Source organism: Micromonospora matsumotoense (assembly GCF_900091525.1).
GTDB classification, from domain to species: Bacteria; Actinomycetota; Actinomycetes; order Mycobacteriales; family Micromonosporaceae; genus Micromonospora; species Micromonospora matsumotoensis.
On the sequence record NZ_FMCU01000027.1, the window covers coordinates 25523 to 48081 of the forward strand.

Annotated in this window: 21 protein-coding genes; 12 read left to right on the top strand and 9 right to left on the bottom strand. The window is 73.3% G+C overall.

What is annotated here, in order from left to right; translation table 11 throughout:
- Nucleotides 1-9 precede the first annotated feature (9 nt).
- From GA0070216_RS30945 to GA0070216_RS30960, 4 genes are all read left to right on the top strand, one after another.
- Nucleotides 10-1392, top strand: coding sequence for a cytochrome P450 (locus tag GA0070216_RS30945; protein WP_245722852.1), 1383 nt, complete (start codon nt 10-12; stop codon nt 1390-1392).
- Entirely contained in the window at nt 1389-2459 is a 1071-nt protein-coding gene (locus GA0070216_RS30950) for a hypothetical protein (RefSeq protein WP_091253513.1), read from the top strand. The genes GA0070216_RS30945 and GA0070216_RS30950 overlap by 4 nt, the downstream gene beginning before the upstream one ends.
- Entirely contained in the window at nt 2456-3565 is a 1110-nt protein-coding gene (locus tag GA0070216_RS30955) for a TIGR03857 family LLM class F420-dependent oxidoreductase (protein WP_091253516.1), read from the top strand. Before GA0070216_RS30950 ends, GA0070216_RS30955 begins: the two co-directional genes overlap by 4 nt.
- Before the next feature lie 161 nt (nt 3566-3726).
- Nucleotides 3727-5229, top strand: coding sequence for a carboxylesterase/lipase family protein (locus tag GA0070216_RS30960; RefSeq protein WP_091253520.1), 1503 nt, complete (start codon nt 3727-3729; stop codon nt 5227-5229).
- Here GA0070216_RS30960 and GA0070216_RS30965 read toward each other — a convergent pair.
- Nucleotides 5176-6243 carry a helix-turn-helix transcriptional regulator gene (locus GA0070216_RS30965; RefSeq protein WP_091253523.1) on the bottom strand — a complete coding sequence of 356 codons (1068 nt, stop codon included), beginning with the start codon at nt 6241-6243 and terminating at the stop codon, nt 5176-5178. The genes GA0070216_RS30960 and GA0070216_RS30965 overlap by 54 nt on opposite strands.
- 109 nt (nt 6244-6352) lie before the next feature.
- On the opposite strand from GA0070216_RS30965, the gene GA0070216_RS30970 reads away from it, so the two are divergent.
- The gene (locus GA0070216_RS30970; protein ID WP_091253610.1) at nt 6353-6814 is read left to right on the top strand and encodes a VOC family protein; all 462 of its coding nucleotides are present in this window, start codon (nt 6353-6355) and stop codon (nt 6812-6814) included.
- Nucleotides 6815-6867: 53 nt separating this feature from the next.
- Here the strand turns inward: GA0070216_RS30970 and GA0070216_RS30975 are convergent, their stop codons facing one another.
- The 3 genes from GA0070216_RS30975 to GA0070216_RS30985 are packed head-to-tail and all read right to left on the bottom strand — an operon-like array spanning nt 6868 to nt 10345.
- Nucleotides 6868-9147: an FtsX-like permease family protein gene (locus tag GA0070216_RS30975; protein WP_218108334.1), complete on the bottom strand. Its 2280-nt coding sequence runs from the start codon at nt 9145-9147 to the stop codon at nt 6868-6870.
- Nucleotides 9144-9824, bottom strand: coding sequence for an ABC transporter ATP-binding protein (locus GA0070216_RS30980; protein WP_091253526.1), 681 nt, complete (start codon nt 9822-9824; stop codon nt 9144-9146). The genes GA0070216_RS30975 and GA0070216_RS30980 overlap by 4 nt, the downstream gene beginning before the upstream one ends.
- A complete protein-coding gene (locus GA0070216_RS30985) occupies nt 9821-10345 on the bottom strand; it encodes a PadR family transcriptional regulator (protein WP_091253529.1) in 525 nt (174 codons plus the stop codon). The genes GA0070216_RS30980 and GA0070216_RS30985 overlap by 4 nt, the downstream gene beginning before the upstream one ends.
- A 277-nt stretch (nt 10346-10622) precedes the next feature.
- On the opposite strand from GA0070216_RS30985, the gene GA0070216_RS30990 reads away from it, so the two are divergent.
- Both GA0070216_RS30990 and GA0070216_RS30995 read left to right on the top strand, forming a co-directional pair.
- Nucleotides 10623-12359 carry a M28 family peptidase gene (locus GA0070216_RS30990; RefSeq protein ID WP_091253531.1) on the top strand — a complete coding sequence of 579 codons (1737 nt, stop codon included), beginning with the start codon at nt 10623-10625 and terminating at the stop codon, nt 12357-12359.
- An 85-nt stretch (nt 12360-12444) separates the two neighbouring features.
- Nucleotides 12445-12858, top strand: coding sequence for a hypothetical protein (locus tag GA0070216_RS30995; RefSeq protein WP_091253534.1), 414 nt, complete (start codon nt 12445-12447; stop codon nt 12856-12858).
- A 127-nt stretch (nt 12859-12985) separates the two neighbouring features.
- On the opposite strand, the gene GA0070216_RS31000 is transcribed toward GA0070216_RS30995, so the two are convergent.
- Entirely contained in the window at nt 12986-14248 is a 1263-nt protein-coding gene (locus tag GA0070216_RS31000; protein ID WP_245722848.1) for an MFS transporter, read from the bottom strand.
- On the bottom strand, nt 14245-14817 hold the full coding sequence (locus GA0070216_RS31005; protein WP_091253537.1) for a winged helix-turn-helix domain-containing protein: 573 nt from the start codon (nt 14815-14817) through the stop codon (nt 14245-14247). Before GA0070216_RS31005 ends, GA0070216_RS31000 begins: the two co-directional genes overlap by 4 nt.
- Nucleotides 14818-15028: 211 nt before the next feature.
- Here GA0070216_RS31005 and GA0070216_RS31010 point away from each other — a divergent pair, with 211 nt between their 5' ends.
- Nucleotides 15029-15880 carry a hypothetical protein gene (locus GA0070216_RS31010; RefSeq protein ID WP_091253540.1) on the top strand — a complete coding sequence of 284 codons (852 nt, stop codon included), beginning with the start codon at nt 15029-15031 and terminating at the stop codon, nt 15878-15880.
- A gap of 46 nt (nt 15881-15926) precedes the next feature.
- On the opposite strand, the gene smpB is transcribed toward GA0070216_RS31010, so the two are convergent.
- The gene (gene smpB / locus GA0070216_RS31015) at nt 15927-16430 is read right to left on the bottom strand and encodes an SsrA-binding protein SmpB (protein WP_091253620.1); all 504 of its coding nucleotides are present in this window, start codon (nt 16428-16430) and stop codon (nt 15927-15929) included.
- Nucleotides 16431-16513: 83 nt separating this feature from the next.
- Between smpB and GA0070216_RS31020 the strand changes: the two genes are divergently transcribed.
- The 3 genes from GA0070216_RS31020 (at nt 16514) to htpG (ending at nt 19794) form a co-directional block, all read left to right on the top strand.
- The gene (locus GA0070216_RS31020) at nt 16514-17053 is read left to right on the top strand and encodes a DinB family protein (protein ID WP_091253548.1); all 540 of its coding nucleotides are present in this window, start codon (nt 16514-16516) and stop codon (nt 17051-17053) included.
- Between the two features lie 106 nt (nt 17054-17159).
- On the top strand, nt 17160-17828 hold the full coding sequence (locus GA0070216_RS31025; RefSeq protein ID WP_091253550.1) for a class I SAM-dependent DNA methyltransferase: 669 nt from the start codon (nt 17160-17162) through the stop codon (nt 17826-17828).
- 64 nt (nt 17829-17892) lie between these two features.
- On the top strand, nt 17893-19794 hold the full coding sequence (gene htpG / locus GA0070216_RS31030) for a molecular chaperone HtpG (protein ID WP_091253552.1): 1902 nt from the start codon (nt 17893-17895) through the stop codon (nt 19792-19794).
- 48 nt (nt 19795-19842) lie between these two features.
- On the opposite strand, the gene GA0070216_RS31035 is transcribed toward htpG, so the two are convergent.
- Both GA0070216_RS31035 and GA0070216_RS36285 read right to left on the bottom strand, forming a co-directional pair.
- Nucleotides 19843-20700, bottom strand: a complete 858-nt coding sequence (locus GA0070216_RS31035) for a peptidoglycan-binding domain-containing protein (RefSeq protein WP_091253555.1) — start codon at nt 20698-20700, stop codon at nt 19843-19845.
- 1 nt (nt 20701) lies between these two features.
- On the bottom strand, nt 20702-20833 hold the full coding sequence (locus GA0070216_RS36285; protein ID WP_281190479.1) for a hypothetical protein: 132 nt from the start codon (nt 20831-20833) through the stop codon (nt 20702-20704).
- Between the two features lie 281 nt (nt 20834-21114).
- Here GA0070216_RS36285 and nhaA point away from each other — a divergent pair, with 281 nt between their 5' ends.
- Nucleotides 21115-22512, top strand: coding sequence for a Na+/H+ antiporter NhaA (gene nhaA, locus GA0070216_RS31040; RefSeq protein ID WP_091253558.1), 1398 nt, complete (start codon nt 21115-21117; stop codon nt 22510-22512).
- The last annotated feature ends 47 nt before the right edge of the window (nt 22513-22559 follow it).

Below are 22559 nucleotides of genomic sequence, written 5' to 3' on the forward strand. Positions count from 1 at the left end.
TCCGTGTCGATGGCAGTCCCGCACCGCGTGCCGAAGTCGATGCGTTCGCGTGTTCCGCTGGTCGGCAGCGCCGTGCGCATCCGCCGCGATCCGCTGGGGTTCGTGCAGCAGATCCGCCGCTACGGCGATGTGGCCACGTTCAAGCTGGGCCCGCGGACGGCGTACGTGGTGAACCACCCCGATCTGATCCGTCAGATGCTGGTGACGGATGCCGAGAAGTTCCACAAGGGGGTGATGTTCCAAAAAGCACAGGTCCTGGCCCGCAACGGCCTGTTCACGTCGGAGGGCGACTTCCACGCCCGGCAGCGCCGACTCATCCAGCCGGCAGTCCACGCCTCCGAGATCGCCGGCTACACCCGGACCATGGGGGACCACGTCCAGGGGCTGGTGACCGCATGGGCCGACGGGGAAGTGGTCCGGATGGACGAGGTCACCTTCCCGCTGGCGCTCGGCATCGTCGCCCGGGTCCTGTTCTCCACGGACCTCGACCCGGAGGCCGCGGCCGAGGTCCAGGAGACCCTCCCCGTGCTGCTGCGGGGTCTTGGCCAGCGCGCCCTGGCGCCGTTCGACTTCCTGGACCGGTTGCCGACACCGACCAACCGGGCATTCGAGCGCGCGCTGCCGCGGTTCCGAGCCGTGGTCTACCGGATGATCCGTCAGCACCGCCTGGACCTCGGGCAACACCCGGACCTGCTGACCTCGCTGCTGCAGGCCGTGGACGCGGACACCGGTGCGGCCATGACGGACGACCAGGTCTACGACGAGGTCACCAGCATGATCATCGCCGGCAGCGAGACGACGGCGGCGGCGATGTCCTGGGCGGCCTACCTGCTCGCCGCCCACCCGGCTGCGCAACGCGCCGTGCAGGACGAGGTCGACGACGTCCTGCAGGGCCGTCCGGTGCGGTACGAGGACCTGGGCCGACTGCAGTACACCCATCGCGTCGTCAAGGAGACCCTGCGCCTCTACCCGACCACCTGGATGCTGATGCGCCGCCCCCTCGTCGACGTCGACCTCGGCGGCTACCGGCTCCCGGCCGACGCGATGGTGCTGTTCTCCATCTTCGCCCTGCACCGCGACCCGGCCCTCTTCCCGGACCCGGAGCACTTCGACCCGGACCGCTGGCTGCCGGCCCGCGCCGAGACGATCCCGCCCCACGCCTACCTGCCCTTCGGCGCCGGCCCGCGAGGGTGCATCGGGGGCCCGTTCTCCCACACCGAGGCGTCCGTGTTCCTCGCCACCCTGGCCCAACGGCACACCCTGGTTCCGGTGTCCGACGAACCGGCCCGGATCGTCACCACGCTCATCCCGATGCCGGGGCCCATTCCGCTGGCCGTGCGTTCCCGCACGGAGCCACCCGTGTCGACCTCACCGGAGGCGGTGACCCGATGACCCCCCCCACCGTTGACGCCGCCGTGGAACGGGCCCTGGAGTACCTGGCAGGACAGCACGAACTGTCCTACCCGGACGCGGCACACATCATGGGCTCCTACTCCACCGCGCAGTTCGTCAAGCTCGACCAGCAGCACCAGCCCCTGCCAAAGGCGGGAGAAGAGGCAGGGACGTTCGCCGAGTTCCGCTGCGTGGGCGCCATCTACCACGTTGCCACCATCACCGAGGCACTCCTGGACGCCGCAGAGGCCGGCCACAAGGAATGCCGGCGACTCGCCGACGAGAACACCGCCTGGCTGTTCTCCCAACGCGACGGCGTCTCCTGGCGGTACTTCCCCGGCTTCGCACCCCTACCGCACGACGCCGACACCCTCGCCCAGGTCCTGCGGATACTCATCCGCACAGGCCACGCCGACAACGCCGTCGTACGCGCCGCCACCGCTCTCGCCGCGCGCAACGCATGGGACGACGGCGTCGTCAACACCTGGCTGCTCGACACACCCGGCGAACGCGATACGGCCAACCGGGTCTGGGGCCGGGGCCGGAACGACACCGGCCGCGACCCCGAGGTGGTCGCGAACCTCGCACACGCCACCCACCTGTACGGGCAGCACATCGGGCCCCTACCGCTGAGCCCGCTCGTCGGCCCGGCAACCCGCTGGCTGATCGACCAGCAACAGCCCATGGGCTTCTGGCGAGCCTCCTGGTATGTGGGAACCTGCTACAGCACCTACGTCGCCGTACGCCACCTCGCTGCCCTGGGCGGACATCAACAAGAGATCGCCCGGGCCGCACACTTCCTCGCACAGGCACCCGCACCCGATCCCCTCAACCGGGCCCTGGCCATGCTGGCCCTGACCGCGGCCGGCACCGCCGTGTCCCCGGACGACTGCCAGCTGCTGGTCGGCAGCCAATTCCCGGACGGCTCCTGGGAGGCAGTGCCCTGGCTCGACAACCACGCCAGAGTGTGGGGAAGCCGCGCGGTCACCACCGCGCTCTGCCTCAAGGCCCTGCTCGCCGTGCAGCGTGACACCGCAAGCGCGGACCACCACGGCAGGATGCCGTGAGCGACACCCCTTCCACCCCCACTACCTTGCCGCTGGGGGCATACATCCTGTCCGGCCGCGTGCCTGACGCGCGTACGGGCATCGCCCAGGCGCAGGCCGGAGAGGCACTCGGGCTCAGCAACCTGTGGATCTCCGAGAAGTTCGGCACGAAGGATCTCGGCGCCCTCGCAGGCGCACTGGCCGCATGCACCACAAGACCCGGCATCGCCGCCGGAGTCGTCCCCTTTCAGACCCGGCACCCCCTGCAGCTCGCCTCACTCGCGGCCACCCTCCAGTCGCTGACCGCAGGCCGCTTCCTGCTCGGGCTCGGACGCGGCGGCAGTTGGCTGTCCGGACTCGGTGTGCCGCCCACCGCCACGGCACGGATGGTTGTCGACACCGTGACCATGCTGCGCCGCCTGTGGAACGGCGAAGAGGTGACCTACCACGGCCCCGCAGGCGATTTCCCGAGGCTTCAGCTCCGGGAACTGCCGACCACGCCTCCACCCCGCGTCGTCCTGGCCGGGATAGGTGAGCAGTCCCTGCGGCTCGCCGGAGAACACTTCGACGGTGTGCTCCTGCCGGCGTTCACCACGCCGCAGGCAGTCGCACGGACCGCCACCCGCGTCCGCCAGGCCGCGACAACCTGTGGCCGTAGCCCGAACGCCGTGCGCATCTACGCCACCGTCCTCACCGCGGCCGACCCGACACCCGAGGCCAGGGATGTCATCGCGGGTCGGGCGGCAACCTACCTACAGGCTCCCGTCGGCGGCGAACGGCTGGTGCGGATCAACGGCTGGGACCTGGACGCGCTTCGACGACTGCGCGGACACCCCCACATCGCCCGGCTCGGCGACACGTACGCCGACGCCGTCCTCGACCCCCTCGACCTCGCCGAGGCCGCCGACCTGATACCCGCAACCTGGCTTGATGAGTCCACCGCGACCGGAAGCCCCCATGCCTGCGCCGCCCGGCTTCAGGACTACCTCGACGCCGGTGCCGACGAGCTGGTCCTGCACGGCACCACACCCGACCGGCTCGCCCCCGTCATCCACGCTTTCTCTGCACTCTGCCCACCATCGCGACCGCGACCCGCCGCGGCAGACACGCAGGACCGCCTGCGATGACTGGCCGGGTCCCGCACCAGTCACCCTGACCCTTGGCGCCATCACCGGCATAGCCACCAGGGCACCAGGTGCTTCGATTTCCCGTCCTGGCCCAATTGGTTTGCCGGTGGTCGGCGGGCGCTGGGATGCTGCGGTCGACCGGGAGCGGGGGAGGGGCCAGCATGCCGTCGGAGTCCGCGCCGGAAGTCCGTACCGTGGCCGGTGTCCTGCGCGGCTGCCGGGAGGCGGGCCGGGCGGTGTTCCGTGGCATCCCGTACGCCGAGCCGCCGGTCGGAGCCCTCCGGTTCGCCGCGCCGCAGCCGGTACGCGGCTGGGCGGGCGTACGTCCGGCGGTCGCCTTCGGTCCGCCGCCCCCGCAGCCCGGCGCGTTCGGGACGTCCCCGCAGGGCGTCGGCGACGACTGGCTGACGCTCAACGTCTGGACGCCGGAGCCGGACCCGGCGGCGGGGTTGCCGGTCCTGGTGTGGGTCCCCGGTGGCGGTTACCTCGTCGGCTGTTCCGGCCTCCCGGAGTACGACGGCGGCCACCTCGCCGGCGGCGGAACCGTGGTGGTGACGCTCAACTACCGCCTCGGTTTCGAGGGTTTCGGGCAGCTCGACGGGGCCCCGGCCAACCGGGGGCTGCTCGACCAGGTCGCGGCCCTGCGCTGGGTGCGGGACAACATCCGGGCCTTCGGGGGCGACCCGGACCGGGTGACGGTCTTCGGGCAGTCGGCCGGTGGCGGCTCGGTCGCCGCGCTGCTGGCCATGCCGCGCGCCGCCGGACTGTTCCGGCGGGCGGTCGCGCAGAGCGTCCCGGGGACGTTCCTCTCACCCGAGCTGGCCGCCGACGTCACCGCCGCCTGCGCCGCCGAGCTGGGGGTACGACCGACCCTGGCCGACCTGTCGACGGTGGCTCCGGACCGGCTCCCGGCCGTGGGTGAGGCGATCTCGGCCGGGATCGTCGGGTGGCGGGAACGGTGGGGGCGGATCACCCACCGGCCGATCCCGTTCGCGCCGGTCGTCGACGGTGACGTGCTGCCGGCGACCCCGTGGCGGGCGCTGGCCGACGGTGCCGCACGGGACGTCGCACTGCTCGTCGGGCACACCCGCGACGAGCACCGGCTGTTCAGCCTGCTCGACGGCGTGCTCGGCCAGGTCACGCCGGAGCAGACCGAGACCGCGCTGCGGATGCTGGCCCCGGGCCCGGCCGGTGCCGGCCGGTACCGGGAGGCGTTCCCGGACGCGACCGACGAGCAGCTGTACGAGCTGGTCAACGCGGACTGGCTGTTCCGGATGCCGAGCCTGCACCTGGCCGACGCGCAACTAGCCGGTGGCGGCCGGGTCCACCTCTACGAGCTGACCTGGCCGGCGCCGGGCCTGGGCGGTGGCCTCGGTGCCTGTCACGGCCTGGACGTACCGCTGGTCTTCGGCAACCTGACCAGCGGGCAACCCGCGATGCTGATCGGTGATCCGCCCACCCCGGCCGCGAAGGAGCTGTCCGGGCAGCTGCGCGGGGCGTGGACGGCGTTCGCCGCGACCGGCGACCCCGGGTGGCCGTCGTACGACGCCGATCGCCGCACGCGCGTCTTCGACGAGCGGCCGGCGGTCGTGGCCTATCCGGAGGAGACCTCACGGCGGCTGTGGCGCGACCACACCTTCGCTGCGCTCCCGCTGCTGGCCTGACAGCGCCGGGGCGGCGGAACCCGGTCGTGCCACGGCGGCGACACCACCGGTGGCGGTGCGGGTGAACCGGCCGGCCAGCAGCGCGAACGCGTCGGTCAGCGGCTGCGGGCCGACGACGGTGATCTCGGTGTCGTACCGGGCGACGGCGGCGGCGAGGCTCACCCAGGACCACGACCCGAGGGTGAGCCGGCACCGGTCGGGGGTGATCTCCTCGACGAGGCCGTCGCGGGTGTACCGGGCGACGGTCGCCGCCGGCAGGTCGAGGATCACGGTGCCCCGGCAGGGCCAGTCCGCCGACCCGCCGCCCGCTCCCCGGAAGACCCCGGTGAGGTACGTGGCGACGTCCCCGCCGGGCAGGGAGCGGGGGGTGAAGCGGGGCCCGTGCGGCGGGCGCAGGGTGATCCGGTCGACGCGGAAGGTCCGCCAGTCGGCCCGGTCGAGGTCCCAGGCGACGAGGTACCACCGGCCGTCCCAGGTGACGACGTGGTGCGGTTCGGCGTGCCGGGCCGGCCCGTCCGTGCTGTCGGACCCGTAGTCGAACCGGAGGATCTCGCGGGCGTGCACGGCGCTGCCGAGCGCCAGCAGCACCCCGCCGTCGACCGGTTCGGCGGCTGCGGTGGTGGGCCGGGCGACGGCGGTGACGCTGAGCGCCCCGACCCGCTGCCGCAGCCGGGCGGGCAGCACCTGCCCGACGGTGTGCAGCGCCCGCGCCGCGTCGTCGGCGAGCCCGCCGGTCGTGCCGGTCGCCGCGACCTGGAGCGCGATGGTGAGGGCGACGGCCTGTTCGTCGTCGAACAGCAGTGGCGGCAGCACGGTGCCGGCGGCGAGCCGGTAGCCACCGTCGGGGCCCTTGGCGGCGGCGATGGGGTAGCCGAGTTCCCGGAGCCGGTCGACGTCGCGGCGCACGGTACGCAGGCTGATGCCCAGGCGTGCGGCCAGCACCCCGCCGGGCCAGTCCCGACGGCTCTGCAACAGCGACAGCAGGGCGAGCAGGCGGGCGGACGTGGTCGGCATGAGGCTGATTCTGCCCGCAGTAGGTGCCACACCCTGTCACCTACTGCGGAGAATCTTGCTCCTGACCAGCCCCAACCGGGTGCACAGATCCACCAGCAAGGAGTCGACCATGGCCATCTCCGCCACCACGCACCTCAACTTCCGGGGTGACGCCCGCGCGGCGTTGGAGTTCTACCGGTCCGTGTTCGGTGGCCGCAGCACCGTCGTCAGCTACGGCGACCTGGGGATGCCGAAGGACCTGCCGGACGCCGACCGGGTCGTCTTCGGCCAGGTCACCGCCGACAACGGGTTCGCCGTCATGGCCTACGACGTGCCCGGCCAGGCCCCCGCCGCCGCCGCGCCGACCGCCACCACCCGCGAGAACGGCATGACGCTGACCGGCGAACGGTTCTTCGTCTCCGTCCGTGGTGACACCGACGAGGAGGTCCGCGTGCTCTGGGAAAGGCTCGCCGAGGGCGCCGACCTGATCGAGGAGTACGGCCCGTCGCCGTGGGCCCCCGGGTTCGGCATGCTCACCGACCGCTTCGGCGTCACCTGGATCCTCGACGTCGCCACGCCGTACGCCGGCTGACCTCCGTGACCCGGCCCGGGACCGCCGGTGGACGGCGGCCCCGGACCGGCCGGTCACTCGGTACGCAGCCCGTCGGCGCGGGTGAGTCGCCACAGCAGGGGCAGGCTCAGCCCGGTCACCGCCAGGACGGTCAGCGCGCCGAGCCCGACGGAGAAGCCGACCACCGGCCAGGCGATCGAGACCGGGGCCTGCACCATCCGCAGCAGGGCAGCGCCGAGGCCGAGCCCGAAGCCGACGGCCAACACCAGCCCGACCCCGACCGGCAGGGCGGTCTGCCACAGCACGGACCAGCCGAGGGTGCTGCGTCGGGTGCCCACCGCCACCAGCATGGCCAGCAGGCGGCGGCGCTCCCGCAACTGCTCCAGCGTGCCGACCAGCATGCTGGTGGCGATCAGCACCAGGGTGACGACCGTGCCGATGGCCAGGCCGCGCCGGATGTCGGCGAACTTGGGCGACTCGATGGTCGGGGACAGCACGGAGACGGGGGTGGTCAGGTCGATCGCGGCGGTGGCGTTGCGGACGTGTTCGACCGCGTCCGGGGCGGCCGGGTCGAGCCGGAGGTAGACGGTCGACCGCAGCGGACCGAGGGTCCGTGTGCCGACCGCGCCGGGGGTGACCAGCACCCCGTTCTGCAGCCAGCCGGCCGGGTCGGGTCGGGCCTGCGCAGTCCGCGCCGTCGTGGGCACCCGCCACCGCGACCCGTCCTCGACGGTCAGCATCGCGCCGGCGGGGACGGCCACCGGGTCGCCCGGATCGGACACCAGGAAGGTGTCCCCGTCCGCGCACCGGTCGAGGCGGGCGAACTCGGCCAGCGCGGCGCAGTCGCCGACCCGGATCTCCACCGGTGGGCCGTCCGGCGAGCCGACGTTGGCCCCGGTGCTGAGGGTGCCGGTCGCGGCGGTCACCCCCTCGGCCCCGCCGAGCTGCCGCAGCACCCGGGCCAGGTCGGGCTGGTCGCGGAACTGCACCTGCGCCTGCGCCCGGGAGGTGTCCTGCCCGCTGGCGGTGGTGAAGTCCCCGGCGACCCCGGCGAAGAGCATCTGCAGGCCGATGGTGCCGGCGACGGCCACGGCGATGCCGTTGACCAGCCGCGCGGAGGTGGCGCTGTCCAGCTGCACCCGGCGTACCGCGAGCTGCCAGGGCACCGGGCCGCCGCGTAGCCGCCGGACCAGCAGGTCGGTCAGCCAGGGCAGCAGGGTGACCGTGCCGATCAGCAGCAGCACCGCCCCGGCCGGGACCAGCCACCGGGTGACCCCGCCGTCGCCGTCGCGCAGACCGGCCACGGGCAGGAGCACGGCCAGGCCGGCGGCGGGCAGCAGCAGCCGCCACCAGAGCCGGCGGCGGACCGGGGTGCCGCGTCGGGTCACCCCGAGCGGCTCCACCACGACCGCGCGCAGCGCCAGCATCGCCACCAGCACGGCCAGCGCCGGCACCGCCAGCACGACGGCCAGCAGCAGCGCGGTGGGCGGCCGGATGTCCGAGGCGTACACGCTGATGTCGTAGAGGGTGACCAGCGGGACCAGTTGGCGGCCGGCGAGCAGGAACCCGATGCCGACGGCGACGCCGAGCAGCGCGCCGGCGGCGGCCTCCCCGGCGGCGATCCGCCGGACCATGGTGGTGTCCGCGCCGACCAGCCGCAGCGCGGCGAGCCGGCGGTCCCGGCGTTCGCCGCCGTAGCGCACGGCGGAGCCGAGGAACACCGCGATGGGCAGCAGCAGCACCACGAAGATGACCGCCACCAGCAGCATCAGCACCGGGCCGAGACCCTCGCCGGGCAGCCCGCCGCCGAACCTGTCCAGCCGGGTCGCCCCGGACGTGTCGGTCAGCCGGTCGTCGCCCAGGTAGTAGGCCAGTTCGTGGGGGCCGGCGAGGCCCTCGTCGGCGATGGTGCCGGTGACCCGCGCGCCGCCGAGGCGGGGGGCGAACAACGGGCCGGCGGGGGAGTCGAGCAGCCGGCGCAGGGCGGGGGAGACGACCACCTCGCCGGGGCCGGGCAGGGCGGTCAGCCCCGGCGGGACGGGGGCGGCCGGCCCCTCCGGCCGGACCAGCCGGCCCCGGACCGGCCGGCCCCGGAACTCGATGTCCACCGGGTGGACCAGCAGGGTGCCGGGACCGGCCGCGACCCGTTCGCCCATCCGCAGGTCGTCGCGGGCGTCGCCGCGCGCCTGCCGGGCGTCCAGCGCCCCGGGCACGGCGGTGGCGAGCAGCAGCATGGCCACCCCGATACCGACGCCGACGGCGGTGAGCAGCGCCCGGGTCCAGCCCTCCCGGCCGCCCGTGACGGCCATCCGGGCACCCATCACCAGGTCCGCTACCGCGCCCCGGCCGATCACGCCGCGACCTCCAGATTCCGGGTACGCCCGTCGCGCACCACGACCTCCCGGTCGGAGTACGCGGCCACCCGCGCCTCGTGGGTGACCAGCACCACTGCCGCCCCGGTGTCCCGGGCGGCCTCGGTGAGCAGCCGCATCACCCGTTCGCCGTTGAGCGAGTCCAGCGCGCCGGTCGGCTCGTCGGCGAAGATCACCCGGGGGCGGGTGACCAGCGCGCGGGCCACCGCGACGCGTTGCCCCTGGCCGCCGGAGACCTCGCCGGGGCGCTTGCCAGCCACCTCGGTCACCTCCAGCCGTTCCAGCCACTGCCCGGCCCGCTGTTCGGCCGCACGCCGGGGGACCCGGGCCAGCCGCAGCGGCAGGGCGACGTTCTCCAGGCAGGTCAGCTCGGGCACCAACTGGCCGAACTGGAAGACGAAGCCGAAGGCATCCCGGCGCAGGGCGCTGCGCCGGGCGTCGCTCATCGTCACCAGGTCCTGACCGTCGAAGACGATCCGGCCCCGGTCGGGGCGGACGATCCCGGCCAGGCAGTGCAGCAGGGTGGACTTGCCGGAGCCGGACGACCCGAGCACCGCGACCACCTCGCCCTCGTCGATGCGCAGCGCGGCGTCGACCAGCGCCACCGTCTCGCCGAAGCGGCGGTACAGGCCCTCGGCGACCAGCAGCGGGGCGCTCATCGGCGCACCTGCGCGGCCAGCTCGTCGAGGCGGGCGGTGGTGAGTTCGAGCCAGCGCAGATCGGCCTCCAGGTGGAACAGCGCGTGGTCGCAGATCAACTGCTCGGCGAGGTCGCCGTCGCGCTTGCGGCGGGTCAGGTCCCGCATCAGCCGCAGGTGCTCGGCGCGCTGCACGTCGAGCAGTTCGGCCGCCTGACGGCCGGTGAGCAGGGCGAGCACCACCTTGGTGTAGAGGACGCTCTGCAGGTAGGGCTCGGGCTGTTCCGGGCGGGCCAGCCACTGCGCCACGTCGGTGACGCCGGCCTCGGTGATGGCGTACCGCTTGCGGTCGGGGCCCTCGCCGGGCTCGACCGCCTCCACCTCGACGAGGCCGCCGCGCAGCAGCCGGGACAGGGTCGCGTAGACCTGGCCGTAGGCGACCGGGCGGGCGTGGCCGAAGTGTTCGTCGTAGCGCCGTTTGATGTCGTAGCCGTGCCGGGGGGTCGCCTCCAGCAGGCCGAGAAAGGTCTGGCCGATGGACATGCGGAGCACTATACACATCGCGTATACACGCGTTGTCTACACCCCGCGCCGAGGCTGCCGTGACCGCTTCCCGACGCCGCGCCCTGCGGTGCCCGCGAATGTGACACCGTCTGACGGATTGACCGGCAGATTGATACATGTCAGTGTTTGCTTCCCCGGCGTTTCCGCCGCGATCCCACCCCCGGATCGCGGGTCTCCCGTCCACCCCCGGTCACCTCCGACAGACGGGACGGTGACGCCTGGGCGGATGCCCCGCCGACCCCCATGAGGAGCTCGTATGAAGCGCAGAACCCTGGCGATCGCCGCCGTCACCGCGGTGACGCTCGCCCTGGCCGCGTCACCGGCCTCGGCCACCACGACCGCCCGGCCGGCCACCGCCGCACCGGCCGTCGCCGCGCTCGCCGCGCCGGACGTCCAGGTCAGCAACGTCCAGGCGCACCTGGCCCAGTTCCAGAGCATCGCCACCAGCAACGGCGGCAACCGGCGGGCCGGCTCGGCCGGCTACACCGCCTCGGTCGCCTACGTGAAGTCCAAGCTCCAGGCCGCCGGCTACACGGTCACCGAGCAGACCTGCACCAGCTGCACCTACCAGGGCAACAACGTGATCGCCGAGTGGCCGCAGGGCCCGACCACCGATGTCGTCATGTTCGGTGCGCACCTCGACGGCGTCTCCGCCGGGCCGGCCATCAACGACAACGGCTCCGGCTCGTCGGTGCTGCTGGAGAACGCCCTGGTGCTGGCCCAGCAGAACCCGACCATGACCAAGCGGGTCCGGTTCGCCTGGTGGAACGGCGAGGAGCAGGGCCTGCAGGGCTCGAAGTTCTATGTCAACTCCCTGACCACCGCCCAGAAGGGCTACATCAAGGGGTACTACAACTTCGACATGGTCTCCTCGACCAACGGCGGCTACTTCATCAACCGGCTCACCTCCACCACCTCGGCGCCGCTGAAGGCGTACTGGGACTCCCTGGGGCTGTCGCCGGAGGAGAACGTCGAGGGCCAGGGCCGCTCCGACGACTACTCCTTCCAGCAGGCCGGCATCCCGACCTCGGGTTACGCGATGGGGGCCAGCGCCCGCAAGACCAGCTCCCAGGCCAGCAAGTGGGGCGGCACCGCCAACGCCGCGTACGACCCGTGCTACCACTCGTCCTGCGACACCACCAACAACGTCAACGCCACCGGGCTCAACCGCAGCGCCGACGGCGTCGCGTACGCCATCTGGGATCTGGCGGTCGGCGGCGGCACCCCGACCAACGACTTCTCCGTCGCGGTCAGCCCGACCGCCGGCGGCGTGGTCCGGGGCGGCTCCACCACCGCCACGGTCAGCACCGCCACCACCAGCGGCAGCGCCCAGACCGTCGCCCTGTCGGCCTCCGGTGCGCCCAGCGGCGTGACCGTCTCGTTCAGCCCGTCGTCGGTCACCTCCGGCGGCTCGGCCACCATGACGGTCAGCGCGTCGTCGAGCGCCAGCCTCGGCAGCTTCACCCTCACCGTGACCGGCACCGGCTCGGCCACCCGCACGGCCAGCTACACCCTGACCGTCACCGGCACCGGTAGCTGCACCGGCGGGCAGGTCGTCGGCAACGGCGGCTTCGAGTCCGGCGCCACCGTATGGACGGCCACCTCCGGTGTCATCACCAACTCGTCCAGCCAGCCGGCCCGCACCGGCTCCTACAAGGCGTGGCTCAACGGCAACGGCAGCACCAGCACCGACACGCTCTCCCAGTCGGTGACCGTGCCGGCCGGCTGCTCCTCCTACGCCCTCGCCTTCTACCTGCACATCGACACCACCGAGCGGACCACCACCGTCGCGTACGACAAGCTGGTGGTGCAGATCGGCAGCACCACGCTGGCGACGTACTCGAACCTCAACAAGGCGACCGGCTACACGCTGCGCTCGTTCGACGTCGGCGCGTACGCCGGGCAGACGGTGACCCTGAAGTTCACCGGCACCGAGGACGCCTCGCTGCAGACCAGCTTCGTCATCGACGACGTGACGCTGCAGGCGAGCTGACCGACCCGGGTGGGGTGGACGGACCGTCCGCCCCACCCGGACCGTCATGACGATAAATGTCATACCCGGGTCGGACCATGGGGACATGGCTGCCCCCGCGCTGTCCCACCACAGTGGTCAACCCCGATCCGTGCCGCTGCGCGAGCTGCGTACCCGGCTGACCCAGCTGATCGCGATGGCCGAGTTGACCGACACGGTCACCCTGGTCACCCGCGACGGCGACACCCGGCCGGTCGCCGCGATCGTGCCGGCCTCCGCCGCCCGCAGCGCGGCCCAGGCCCGCGCCGACGGTGAACGCCTCAGCACGGTGACGGCGGGTTGGGCCCGCCGGCTGGAGGAGTCGCACCGGCAGGGCGCCCGCCGGCACGCCGCCGAGCTGCGGGCCGTGACCGACGCGCTGACCGAGGTCTGGGCCGAGCTGGACCGGCGCGTCCCACCCGGCACCGACCCGGCCGTCGACCGGCTCCGCGCCGCCCAGGCCGAGCTGCGCCGCGACTGACCCTCGGACACACCCGACGCCCGTCCCGCCCCGGTGATCAAGGAGTTTGCGTCAACCTGAAGATCGAAGCTGACGTAAACCTCTTGATCACCGAGAACGGGAACACGGGGGCCCGGCCGGATGCGGCTCAGCCGACCGGTGTGGGGGTCTGTTCCGGGCGGGCGGGGGCGCCCGGGCGGTCCAGCCTGCGCCACGGGCCGCCCAGCAGCGGGGTGAGCACCACCAGCAGGTAGCAGCAGCCCACGGTGAGCAGGACGGGTGTGGTGCCGAACCGGTCGACGGCCACCCCGGCGGCGAGCGCGCCCAGCGGGATGCCGGCCCAGCAGCCCGCCCCGATCACCCCGAACACCCGGGCCCGCAGGTGGGCCGGCACCCGTTCCAGCTCCACCGCGCCGAGCAGCGGGTTGATCGCACCGGCGGCGAAGCCGGACAGGGCGAAGACCGCGACGATCCAGGGCAGCGGCGGCGCGGCGGCCAGCGCCCAGAAGGGCGGCGCACTGGCCAGGGCGAACGCGGTGACGAGGGTGGCCCGGCGGGGCAGCCGGTGGCCGACCGCGCTGAACAGCAGCGACCCGGCCAGCGCGCCGCCACCCATCGCGCCGACCAGCAGGCCGAACGCCGTCGCTCCGCCGAGTTCCCGGTCGGCCACCACCGGCAGCAGCACGTTGCTCTTGGTGGCGTCGAAGAAGTTGGTCACCAGCACCAGCAGCACCACCGCGCGCAGCAACGGCTCCCGGGCCAGGAACCGCACCCCGGCGGCGAATTCCCGCCAGTAGCCGCCGCCGGCCGGGTCGGCGGGCGTGGCCGGGCGCAGCGACCGGGGCACCAGCACCATCACGACCAGCGCGGAGACCGCGAAGGTGACGGCGTCCAGGGCCAGCACGGGGAGCGCGCCGAGGGTGGCGACGAGCAGGCCGGCCACCGGGGCGCCGATCAGCCGGGCGCCCCGCTCGCTGGCCTCGTACCAGCCGACGGCCCGTTCCAGGGGCACCCCGGCGGCGGTGGCCGCCTCCGGCAGCAGGGCGTTGCGGGCGGTCTGTCCGGGGGTGTCGAGCAGGCCGCTGGCGAAGACCAGCCCGAGCAGCGCCCAGAAGGGCAGGCCGACGGTGGCGTCGATCAGCGGTACGGCGGCGACCGTCAGCCCGGACACCACATCGGCCAGGACGCTGGCCCGGCGGTAGCCGATCCGGTCCACCAGCACCCCGCCGAGCGCGCCGCCGAGCACCATCGGCACGGCGGCGACCGCGCCGGTGAGGCCGGTGGCGGCGGGCGAGCCGGTCTCGGCGAGCACATAGAGCGGCAGCGCGATCAGGGTGAGCATGTTGCCGGTGAGCGAGACCGTGTGACCGACCAGCAGGCCGACCAGTGGGGCGCGGCGACGCGGCGTCACCGCTGGTCCCGGAAGGCGTGGTACATCAACGACACGGTCTCGGCCCCCGGCCGGGCCGGGTCGCTGCGGTCCTGCCAGCGAGCGGCCAGCGCCTCCAGGTCGGCCCGCAGTTCGATCAGCTCGTCGCTGGTCAGGTGCAGCCAGGAGTCGCTGCTGGCGGTGCCGCGCACCCACCTCGGGTCGAGGGTCGCCTCGACGTCGAGGTAGTGGCCGAGCCGTTCCACGTACCGGTCGAGGATCGCCCGGCGCAGCAGGTCGGAGGCGGCCCGGCGTTCCGGGTCGGCGAGCATCTCGACCGGTTCCCAGGACGTCCGGGTGTGCGCCGCGCGCCACCAGCGTTCGCGGCGGTCGCGGGCGTGCTCGGGGGCCTCCTCGACGAAGCCGTGCTCGGCCAGTTTGCCCAGGTGGTAACTGACCGAGCCGACCGCCTCGTCGATGGCGTCGCTGAGCATGCCGACGCTCTGCGGGCCCCGCACGCGCAGCTCGCCGAGCAGCCGCAACCGGGTCGGGTGGGCCAGCGCACGCATCGCCCGGGGGTCGGTCAGGTGCCTGGGGTGCTCCTCCGTCATGCCGCCACGGTAAAACAACAAGACTTGAAGTACAAGACTCCTTGTATAAATGGCGCGACCGGCCGGCGGCCGACGCGCTGCGGACCGCACGCGGGGCGGGGACAATCCGACGGGAGCATCGGCCGGGGGACCGGCCGGCCCGTGAGCCGGAGGCGGTGTCGATGAGCGGATCGGCGGTGGCGGCCGGGCCCGCCCGGGTCGGGAGCGGGCGGTGACGTCCGGGCTCGCGCTGGCCTTCGCCCTCGGCGCGGCGTTCGGCTACGGCGTCGGCTCGGTCCTGCAGGCCGTCGGGGCGCGGCGCGGCGCCAGCACCCTGCGCGCCCTCGGGCACCCGCTCTATCTCGCCGGTCTGGCCTGCGACACGCTGGCCTGGCTCGCCTCCCTGGTCGCCCTCCAGAAACTGCCCGTGTACGCGGTCCAGTCGGTGACCGCCGGCTCCCTCGCCGTCACCGTGGTCATCGCCCGGATCGTGCTCGGCGCGCGACTGCGCCGCCGCGACACCGCGGCGATCCTGCTCACCGTCGCCGCCCTGACCGTCATCTCGTTGGCCGCCGGCCCCGAACCGCCGGCCACCGCGTCGACGGCGCTACGGGTCGGCCTGGCCGTCGCGGCGGTGCTGACCGCCGCCGCCGGGGTCGCCGCCCTGCGGGTGGCCCGGCCGATCGTCGCCGCCACCCTGGCCGGCCTCGCCTGGGGGATCACCGCGCTGTGCGCCCGGGCGTTCACCCCACCGACCGACCCGCTGGGCCACCCGGCCACGGCGGTGTGGGACCTGCTGCGGGAGCCGGTCAGCTGGGGACTGGTCGTCTCCGGCGTGACCGGGACCATCCTGTACGCCCACGCGCTGCGGCACGGGCAGGTCGGGCCGGTCACCGCCGTGCTCTGGGCGGTCGAGATCGTCGTCCCGTCGGTCGCCGGGGTGCTGCTGCTCGGCGACGGGGTACGCGCCGGCTGGCTACCCTGGGCGGTCGTGGCGACCCTGGCCACCGTGGCCGCGGCGGTGGTGCTGGCCAGCGCGCCGGGCACCGCGAACACCGCCGGGGCGGACGACGTCCCCGGCTGAGCCCGCAGCCCGCCCCCGCGAGCCGTCCGACCGCCGCCGATCGGGCTCAGCCCGGTCGGCGGCTCTCGCCGGCCACGCGGCGGCCCTTGAGCCGGCGACCCAACTCCCGGGCGATCTCCCGGTTGGCGTCGCGTTCGGCGAGGACCTGGCGCTTGTCGTACGAGCGGCGGCCCCGGGCGAGCGCGATCTCCACCTTGGCCCAGCCGTTGCTGAAGTACATCGACAGCGGCACCAGGGTCACCCCGCCGTCGCGCAGCTTCTCCAGGATCCGGGCGATCTCCACCCGGTGCAGCAGCAGCTTGCGGGTCCGCCGGGGCTGGTGGTTGGTCCAGGTGCCGTAGCCGTACTCGGCGATGTGCAGGCCGTGCAGCAGCAGCTCGCCGTCGCTCTCCTGGGCGAACGCGTCGACCAGCGACACCCGCCCCTCGCGCAGCGACTTGACCTCGGTGCCGGCCAGCACGATGCCCGCCTCGTAGGTCTTCAGCACGGTGTAGTCGTGGCGGGCCTTCTTGTTGGCGGCGATGAGCTTGCGCTCCACATCCCGTGACACGACGACCACCTCCGCTCGGATCTGCCAGCGGCGTACACCCTACCGTCGGTTCCGGCCCGGCACCTCCGTGGCAGGATCGCCGCATGGCGGAGTGGGCGGCGATCACGCCGGAGGACCGGGACTGGACCGGCGTCATCGACGACGGGTGCGCCGAGTGCGGCTTCGTGCCGCAGCGGGCCGACGCCACCGGGGGCCGGCTGCGCGCCACCGTCCCGGTCTGGCGGGACGTGCTGACCCGGCCCGACGCGACCCGGCGGCCCGCGCCGACCGTCTGGTCGCCGGTGGAGTACGCCTGCCACGTGCGGGACACCTGCCGGATCTTCCGGGGTCGGCTGGCGCTGATGCTCGACGAGGACGACCCGGTCTTCCCCAACTGGGACCAGGACGCCACCGCCGTCGAGGACGACTACTTCCACCAGTCACCGGCCCGGGTGGCCGGGGAACTCGCCGCACAGGCCGAGTCGACCGCCGCCGCGTTCGACGCCGTCACGCCTGCGCAGTGGGCCCGGCCGGGCCGGCGCAGCAACGGTTCGGTGTTCACCGTGCGTCGCTTCGCCGTCTACTTCCTGCACGACGTGGTGCACCACGTGCACGACGTCACCCGCCCGACGACCCCCCGCTGACCCCCGACGACGTCGCCGGCGGGCCGACCGGGGCCGACGCCGACGCCGGGTCGGTCGGATGTGGCCCCGCCCTGGCGCAGCCGCCCGGCCGGTAGGGTCCGCAGCCGTGACCGACGCCGACTTCCTCGCCGAGACCCGCGCCTCCTACGACACGATGGCCGCCGGGTACGCCACCCGGTTCCGCGCCGAACTCGCCGCCCGCCCGGTCGACCGGGCCATGCTCGCCGCGTTCGCCGAGACCGTCCTGGCCGGCGGCGGTGGCCCGGTGCTCGACGTCGGCTGCGGCCCCGGCCGGATCACCGGCCACCTGCGCGCCCTCGACCTGACCGTCACCGGGCTCGACCTGTCCCCCGGGATGCTGGCGCAGGGCCGGCTCGCCCACCCTGACCTGCGCCTCGTCGAGGGGTCCATGCTGGACCTGCCGGTGGCGGACGGCGTGCTGGCCGGGCTGGTCGCCTGGTACAGCGTCATCCACGTGCCCGACGAGTGGCTGCCCCGGGTCTTCGCCGAGTTCCGCCGGGTCCTCGCCCCCGGTGGGCACGCCCTGCTGGCCTTCCAGGTCGGCGACGAGACGGTCCGCTACACCGAGGCGTGGGGCGACCCGGTCTCCCTGGCGTTCCGTCGCCGCAGCCCGGACCACGTGGCGGCGTTGCTGCACGCCGCGGGGCTGCCGGAGCGGGCCCGGATGTGCCGGGCCCCGCAGGAGTTCGACGGCGCCACCGAACGCACCCCGCAGGCCTGCCTGCTGGTTCGTCGGGACGACGACCGGGCGTGACCGGGCCGCCACGGCACCTCGTATCCTGTTGCGCGGATCTGACCCACCGTACGAGGAGGTTGGTGTGACCAGTCGGACCGAGACGCTGGAATTCCAGGCGGAGACACGCCAGCTGCTGCAACTGATGGTGCACTCCATCTATTCGCACAAGGACATCTTCCTGCGCGAGTTGATCTCCAACGCCTCCGACGCGTTGGACAAGCTCCGGCTGGAGTCGCTGGTCGACTCCGACCTCGACGTGGACACCACGGACCTGCACATCGAGCTGGTGATCGACCCGGACGCCCGGGCCCTGACCGTGCGGGACAACGGCGTCGGGATGTCCCGCGAGGACGTCGTGTCGCTGATCGGCACCATCGCCCGTTCCGGCACCGCCGAGCTGCTGCGCAAGCTCAAGGAGTCCAAGGAGAACGCCGGCAACGAGCTGATCGGCCAGTTCGGCGTCGGGTTCTACTCGACGTTCATGGTCGCCGACCGGGTCACCCTGCTCACCCGACGGGCCGGGCAGACCGAGGGCACCCGCTGGGAGTCCAGCGGCGAGGGCACGTACGTGGTGGAGACGGTCGACGACGCCCCGCAGGGCACCTCGGTCACCGTGCACCTCAAACCCGCCGACGACGAGGACAACCTGCACGACTACGCCGACCGGAACACGATCCGGCAGATCGTCAAGCGGTACTCGGACTTCATCTCCTGGCCGATCCGCACCACCGTGCCGGGCGTCGACGACGGCGAACCGACCGTGGAGACCCTCAACTCCCGCAAGGCGCTCTGGGCGCGCTCGCGCGACGAGGTCGCCGAGGAGGAGTACCGGGACTTCTACCGGCACGTCAGCCACGACTGGACCGACCCGCTGGAGACCATCCACATGCGCGGGGAGGGCACCTTCGAGTACGAGGCGCTGCTGTTCCTGCCCGCGCACGCGCCATACGACCTCTACCAGGCCGACGGTCGGCGCGGGGTGCAGCTCTACGTCAAGCGGGTCTTCGTGATGGACGACTGCGCCGCGCTGATGCCGAACTACCTGCGCTTCGTCAAGGGCGTGGTGGACGCCCACGACCTGTCGCTGAACATCTCCCGGGAGATCCTCCAGCAGGACCGGCAGATCCAGATCGTCCGCCGCCGGCTGGTCCGCAAGGTGCTGGCCACGGTCAAGGAGATGCGCACCGGCAACCCGGAGCGGTTCGCCACCTTCTGGGCCGAGTTCGGCCGGGTGGTCAAGGAGGGTCTGCTGGAGGACGCGGACAACACCGAGACCATCCTCGACCTGGTCTCGGTGGCCTCCACCCACCACGACAGCGACCCCACCACCCTGGGCGAGTACGTGGCGCGGATGAAGGAGGGCCAGGGCGACATCTACTACGCCACCGGCGAGAACCGCACCATGCTGGAGAACTCCCCGCACCTGGAGGCGTTCCGGGCCAAGGGCTACGAGGTGCTGCTGCTCACCGACCCGGTCGACGAGGTCTGGGTGGAGCGGGTCGGCCAGTTCGACGGCAAGCCGCTGCGGTCCATCGCCAAGGGCCAGGTCGACCTGGAGACCGAGGAGGAACGCAAGGACACCGAGGTCGCCCGGGAACAGCAGAACAAGGAGTACGCCGAGCTACTCACCTTCCTCGGTGGGGCGCTCGGCGACACGGTCAAGGAGGTCCGGCTCTCCTCCCGGCTGACCACCTCGCCCGCGTGCATCGTCGGCGACGCGCACGACATCACCCCCACCCTGGAGAAGATGTACCGGGCGATGGGGCAGGAACTGCCCCCGGTCAAGCGCATCCTCGAACTCAACCCGACGCACCCGTTGGTCACCGCCCTGCGCGTCGCCCACCAGCGGGGCGACGACACGTCGACGCTGACCGAGACCGCCGAGTTGGTCTACGGCACGGCGCTGCTCGCCGAGGGTGGCGACCTGGCCGACCCGGCCCGCTTCGCCCGGCTGCTCGCCGACCGGTTGGCCCGTACCCTCTGATCCGGTTCGGTCCCGGCCGGGCGTGGATGCCCGGCCGGGACCGCTCTGTCAGTAGGTGACCCGCACCCCCATCGCGGCCCACGTCGCGGCGCCGACGACCCCGTCGACGGCCAGCCCGCGCATCTCCTGGTACCAGCGGACCCCGGCCTCGGTGGCCGGCCCGAACCGCCCGGTCACCGGCCCGCACCGGCCCACCCCGATGAACCTCTGGACGAAGGCGACGTCACCGCCGACCCTGCCCACCCGGACCGTCCGGGAGCCCGCCGCCCGCCCGGAGTGCGCCGGGGCCGGCGGGACGCCCCGGCGCAACGCGGCAACGGTCCGGGTGCCCACCACGGCGTCGGGGGTGAGGTCGCGGGCGCTTTGGAAGGAGCGTACCCAGGCGGTGGTGGCCGGGCCGAACACGCCGTCCACGGTGAGCCGGGCTCCGAGGCCGTTGGCGAGGGTCTGCAACTCGCGGACGTCGCCGCCCCGGCTGCCGGGCCGCAACACCCGGTCGCCCAACCGGGCCGCCGTCGCCGCCGCGACCCCCCAGGGTCGTCGGCTGTCCTCCAGGGCCCGTTGGTGGCTGACGCTGACATGGACGTGTTTGTCGTGCGGGTTCGACCCGGTGTACCGGGCGGCCCGGAAGTCCCGGGTGCGGCTCCAGATCATCCGGTTGTAGATGACGTACTGGGTGGCGGGGTGGGCCACCGCCTGCCGGACGACGAGTAGCGGGTCGATGCCGTCGACGTCGACGTCCACCGCGTTGACCGAGCGGTCGTCGGGGTCCGGGTTGTGGTCGCTGTGCCGCGCCTGGTGGCTGGCGTCGCCCAGCCAGCCGTCCGACCTGCGGTCCCGGCGGGGCCAGCGGGTGTCGATCTCGTCGCGCAGCACGCGCAGCGTGGGTGCCAGGTGTACGCCCATCTCACCCCTCTTCCTCGTCGGGCACGGCGGCGGGATCGAGGTCGGCCTCGTCCCCGGTCAGGCTCTCCGGGTCGTCGTCCTCGGCGGCGGTGGCGACGAGGTAGTCGGTGTCGTCGGTGGTCTCTGGGTCCACGAGGCAAACCTCCCGAATCGGATTCCCGTTACGCTGCCTCCACGGTCGGTCCGGTCGGGACCGCTGCCCAGTGCTGAGTCGCCTATCGGCGGCAACCGTGGCCGATCGGCTCCGGCCACCCGCCGATCGAGAGCGGCCCACCCGGATGCGCGAGGATCGGCAGCCTGATCAGGTGGTCCGTCCCGGGATGATCGGCCAATCGGGCGGGTAGGGTTGCCCCTGGTGTGCCGGGAAGTCTGGTCGGCGATGGATGACGCGACCCCTGCCGACGAGGAGTTTCCGTGACCGACGCCGACCGGCGCCGTACCAGCCTGTTCGCCCGCCGCTCGTGGGGCGAGACCAGCCGCATCACCGCCATCCTCCGTAAGGAGACCGTCGGCGGGGCACTCCTGCTCGGCGGGGCCCTCATCGCGTTGATCTGGTCCAACTCCCCCTGGTCGGGGGAGTACCAGGCGCTGCGCGGCCACACCGTCGGCCCGGCGGCGCTGCACCTGGATCTCAGCCTCGCCACCTGGGCCGCCGACGGCCTGCTGGCCGTCTTCTTCTTCGTCGCCGGTCTGGAGCTCAAACGCGAGTTCGTCGCCGGTGACCTGCGCGACCCCCGCCGGGCCGCGGTGCCGGTGGCGGCGGCCGTCGGCGGGGTGGTCGTGCCCGCCGTCCTCTACTCCGTGATCGCGGTGGGGGCGGGTGACGGCGCGGGTCGGGGCTGGGCCATCCCGACCGCCACCGACATCGCCTTCGCGCTGGCGGTGCTCGCCGTGGTGGGCCGGTTCCTGCCGTCCGCGCTGCGCACCTTCCTGCTCACCCTGGCGGTGGTCGACGACCTGCTCGCCATCATGATCATCGCGGTCTTCTACACCTCGGACCTGTCCGTCGCTCCGCTGCTGGGCGCGTTGCTGCCGCTCGCCGCCTTCGCGTTCCTGGTGCAGCGCCGCATCCGGTCCTGGTGGCTGCTGCTGCCCCTGGCCGCCCTCACCTGGGTGCTGGTGCACGAGTCGGGGGTGCACGCCACGGTGGCCGGCGTGCTGCTCGCCTTCACCGTCCCGGTGGTCCGCAGCGCGGCGGCCGGTGGCCCGAACGCCGGCCCCGGCCTGGCCGAACACTTCGAGCACCGGGTCCGGCCGATCTCCGCCGGGATCGCCGTTCCGCTCTTCGCGTTCCTCTCCGCCGGCGTCACCGTCGGCGGCCTCGCCGGACTGGCCACCGCGTTGACCGACCGGGTCGCGGTCGGCATCGTCGTCGGCCTGATCATCGGCAAGCCGGTCGGCATCCTGGCCGCGACCTGGTTGGTGTCCCGGTTCACCCGCGCCGACCTCGACGAGGGCCTCAACTGGCTCGACGTGCTCGGCCTCGCGCTGCTCGGCGGCATCGGTTTCACCGTCTCGCTGCTGATCGGGGAACTCGCCTTCGGCCTGGGCAGTGCGCGCGACGACCACGCCAAGATTGCGGTGCTGGCCGGCTCGCTGCTGTCGGCGCTGCTGGCCAGCGTCATCCTGCGTGCCCGCAGCAGGGTCCACCGGCGGGTGCACGAGGCGGAACGCGTCGACCTGGACCGCGACGGCGTGCCGGACATCTTCCCGCCGGAGCCGGCCCGGCCCGCCGACACCGCGCCGGACGGCTGCGCGCCGGGTTCGGTGCGGTCTGCCGACGTCGGAGACGGTCAGCCCGGTACGAGGTAGCGGCCCACTGCGGCCACCCGGCGTCGGCCCGGTCGAGCGGTCCGCGT

Coding starts and splice junctions, on each gene's coding strand:
- GA0070216_RS30945 (WP_245722852.1), top strand. CDS start 10: ATGGCAGTCCCGCACCGCGTGCCGAAGTCGATGCGTTCGCGTGTTCCG.
- GA0070216_RS30950 (WP_091253513.1), top strand. CDS start 1,389: ATGACCCCCCCCACCGTTGACGCCGCCGTGGAACGGGCCCTGGAGTAC.
- GA0070216_RS30960 (WP_091253520.1), top strand. CDS start 3,727: ATGCCGTCGGAGTCCGCGCCGGAAGTCCGTACCGTGGCCGGTGTCCTG.
- GA0070216_RS30965 (WP_091253523.1), bottom strand. CDS start 6,243: ATGCCGACCACGTCCGCCCGCCTGCTCGCCCTGCTGTCGCTGTTGCAG.
- GA0070216_RS30970 (WP_091253610.1), top strand. CDS start 6,353: ATGGCCATCTCCGCCACCACGCACCTCAACTTCCGGGGTGACGCCCGC.
- GA0070216_RS30980 (WP_091253526.1), bottom strand. CDS start 9,824: ATGAGCGCCCCGCTGCTGGTCGCCGAGGGCCTGTACCGCCGCTTCGGC.
- GA0070216_RS30985 (WP_091253529.1), bottom strand. CDS start 10,345: ATGTCCATCGGCCAGACCTTTCTCGGCCTGCTGGAGGCGACCCCCCGG.
- GA0070216_RS30990 (WP_091253531.1), top strand. CDS start 10,623: ATGAAGCGCAGAACCCTGGCGATCGCCGCCGTCACCGCGGTGACGCTC.
- GA0070216_RS30995 (WP_091253534.1), top strand. CDS start 12,445: ATGGCTGCCCCCGCGCTGTCCCACCACAGTGGTCAACCCCGATCCGTG.
- GA0070216_RS31005 (WP_091253537.1), bottom strand. CDS start 14,817: ATGACGGAGGAGCACCCCAGGCACCTGACCGACCCCCGGGCGATGCGT.
- GA0070216_RS31020 (WP_091253548.1), top strand. CDS start 16,514: ATGGCGGAGTGGGCGGCGATCACGCCGGAGGACCGGGACTGGACCGGC.
- GA0070216_RS31035 (WP_091253555.1), bottom strand. CDS start 20,700: ATGGGCGTACACCTGGCACCCACGCTGCGCGTGCTGCGCGACGAGATC.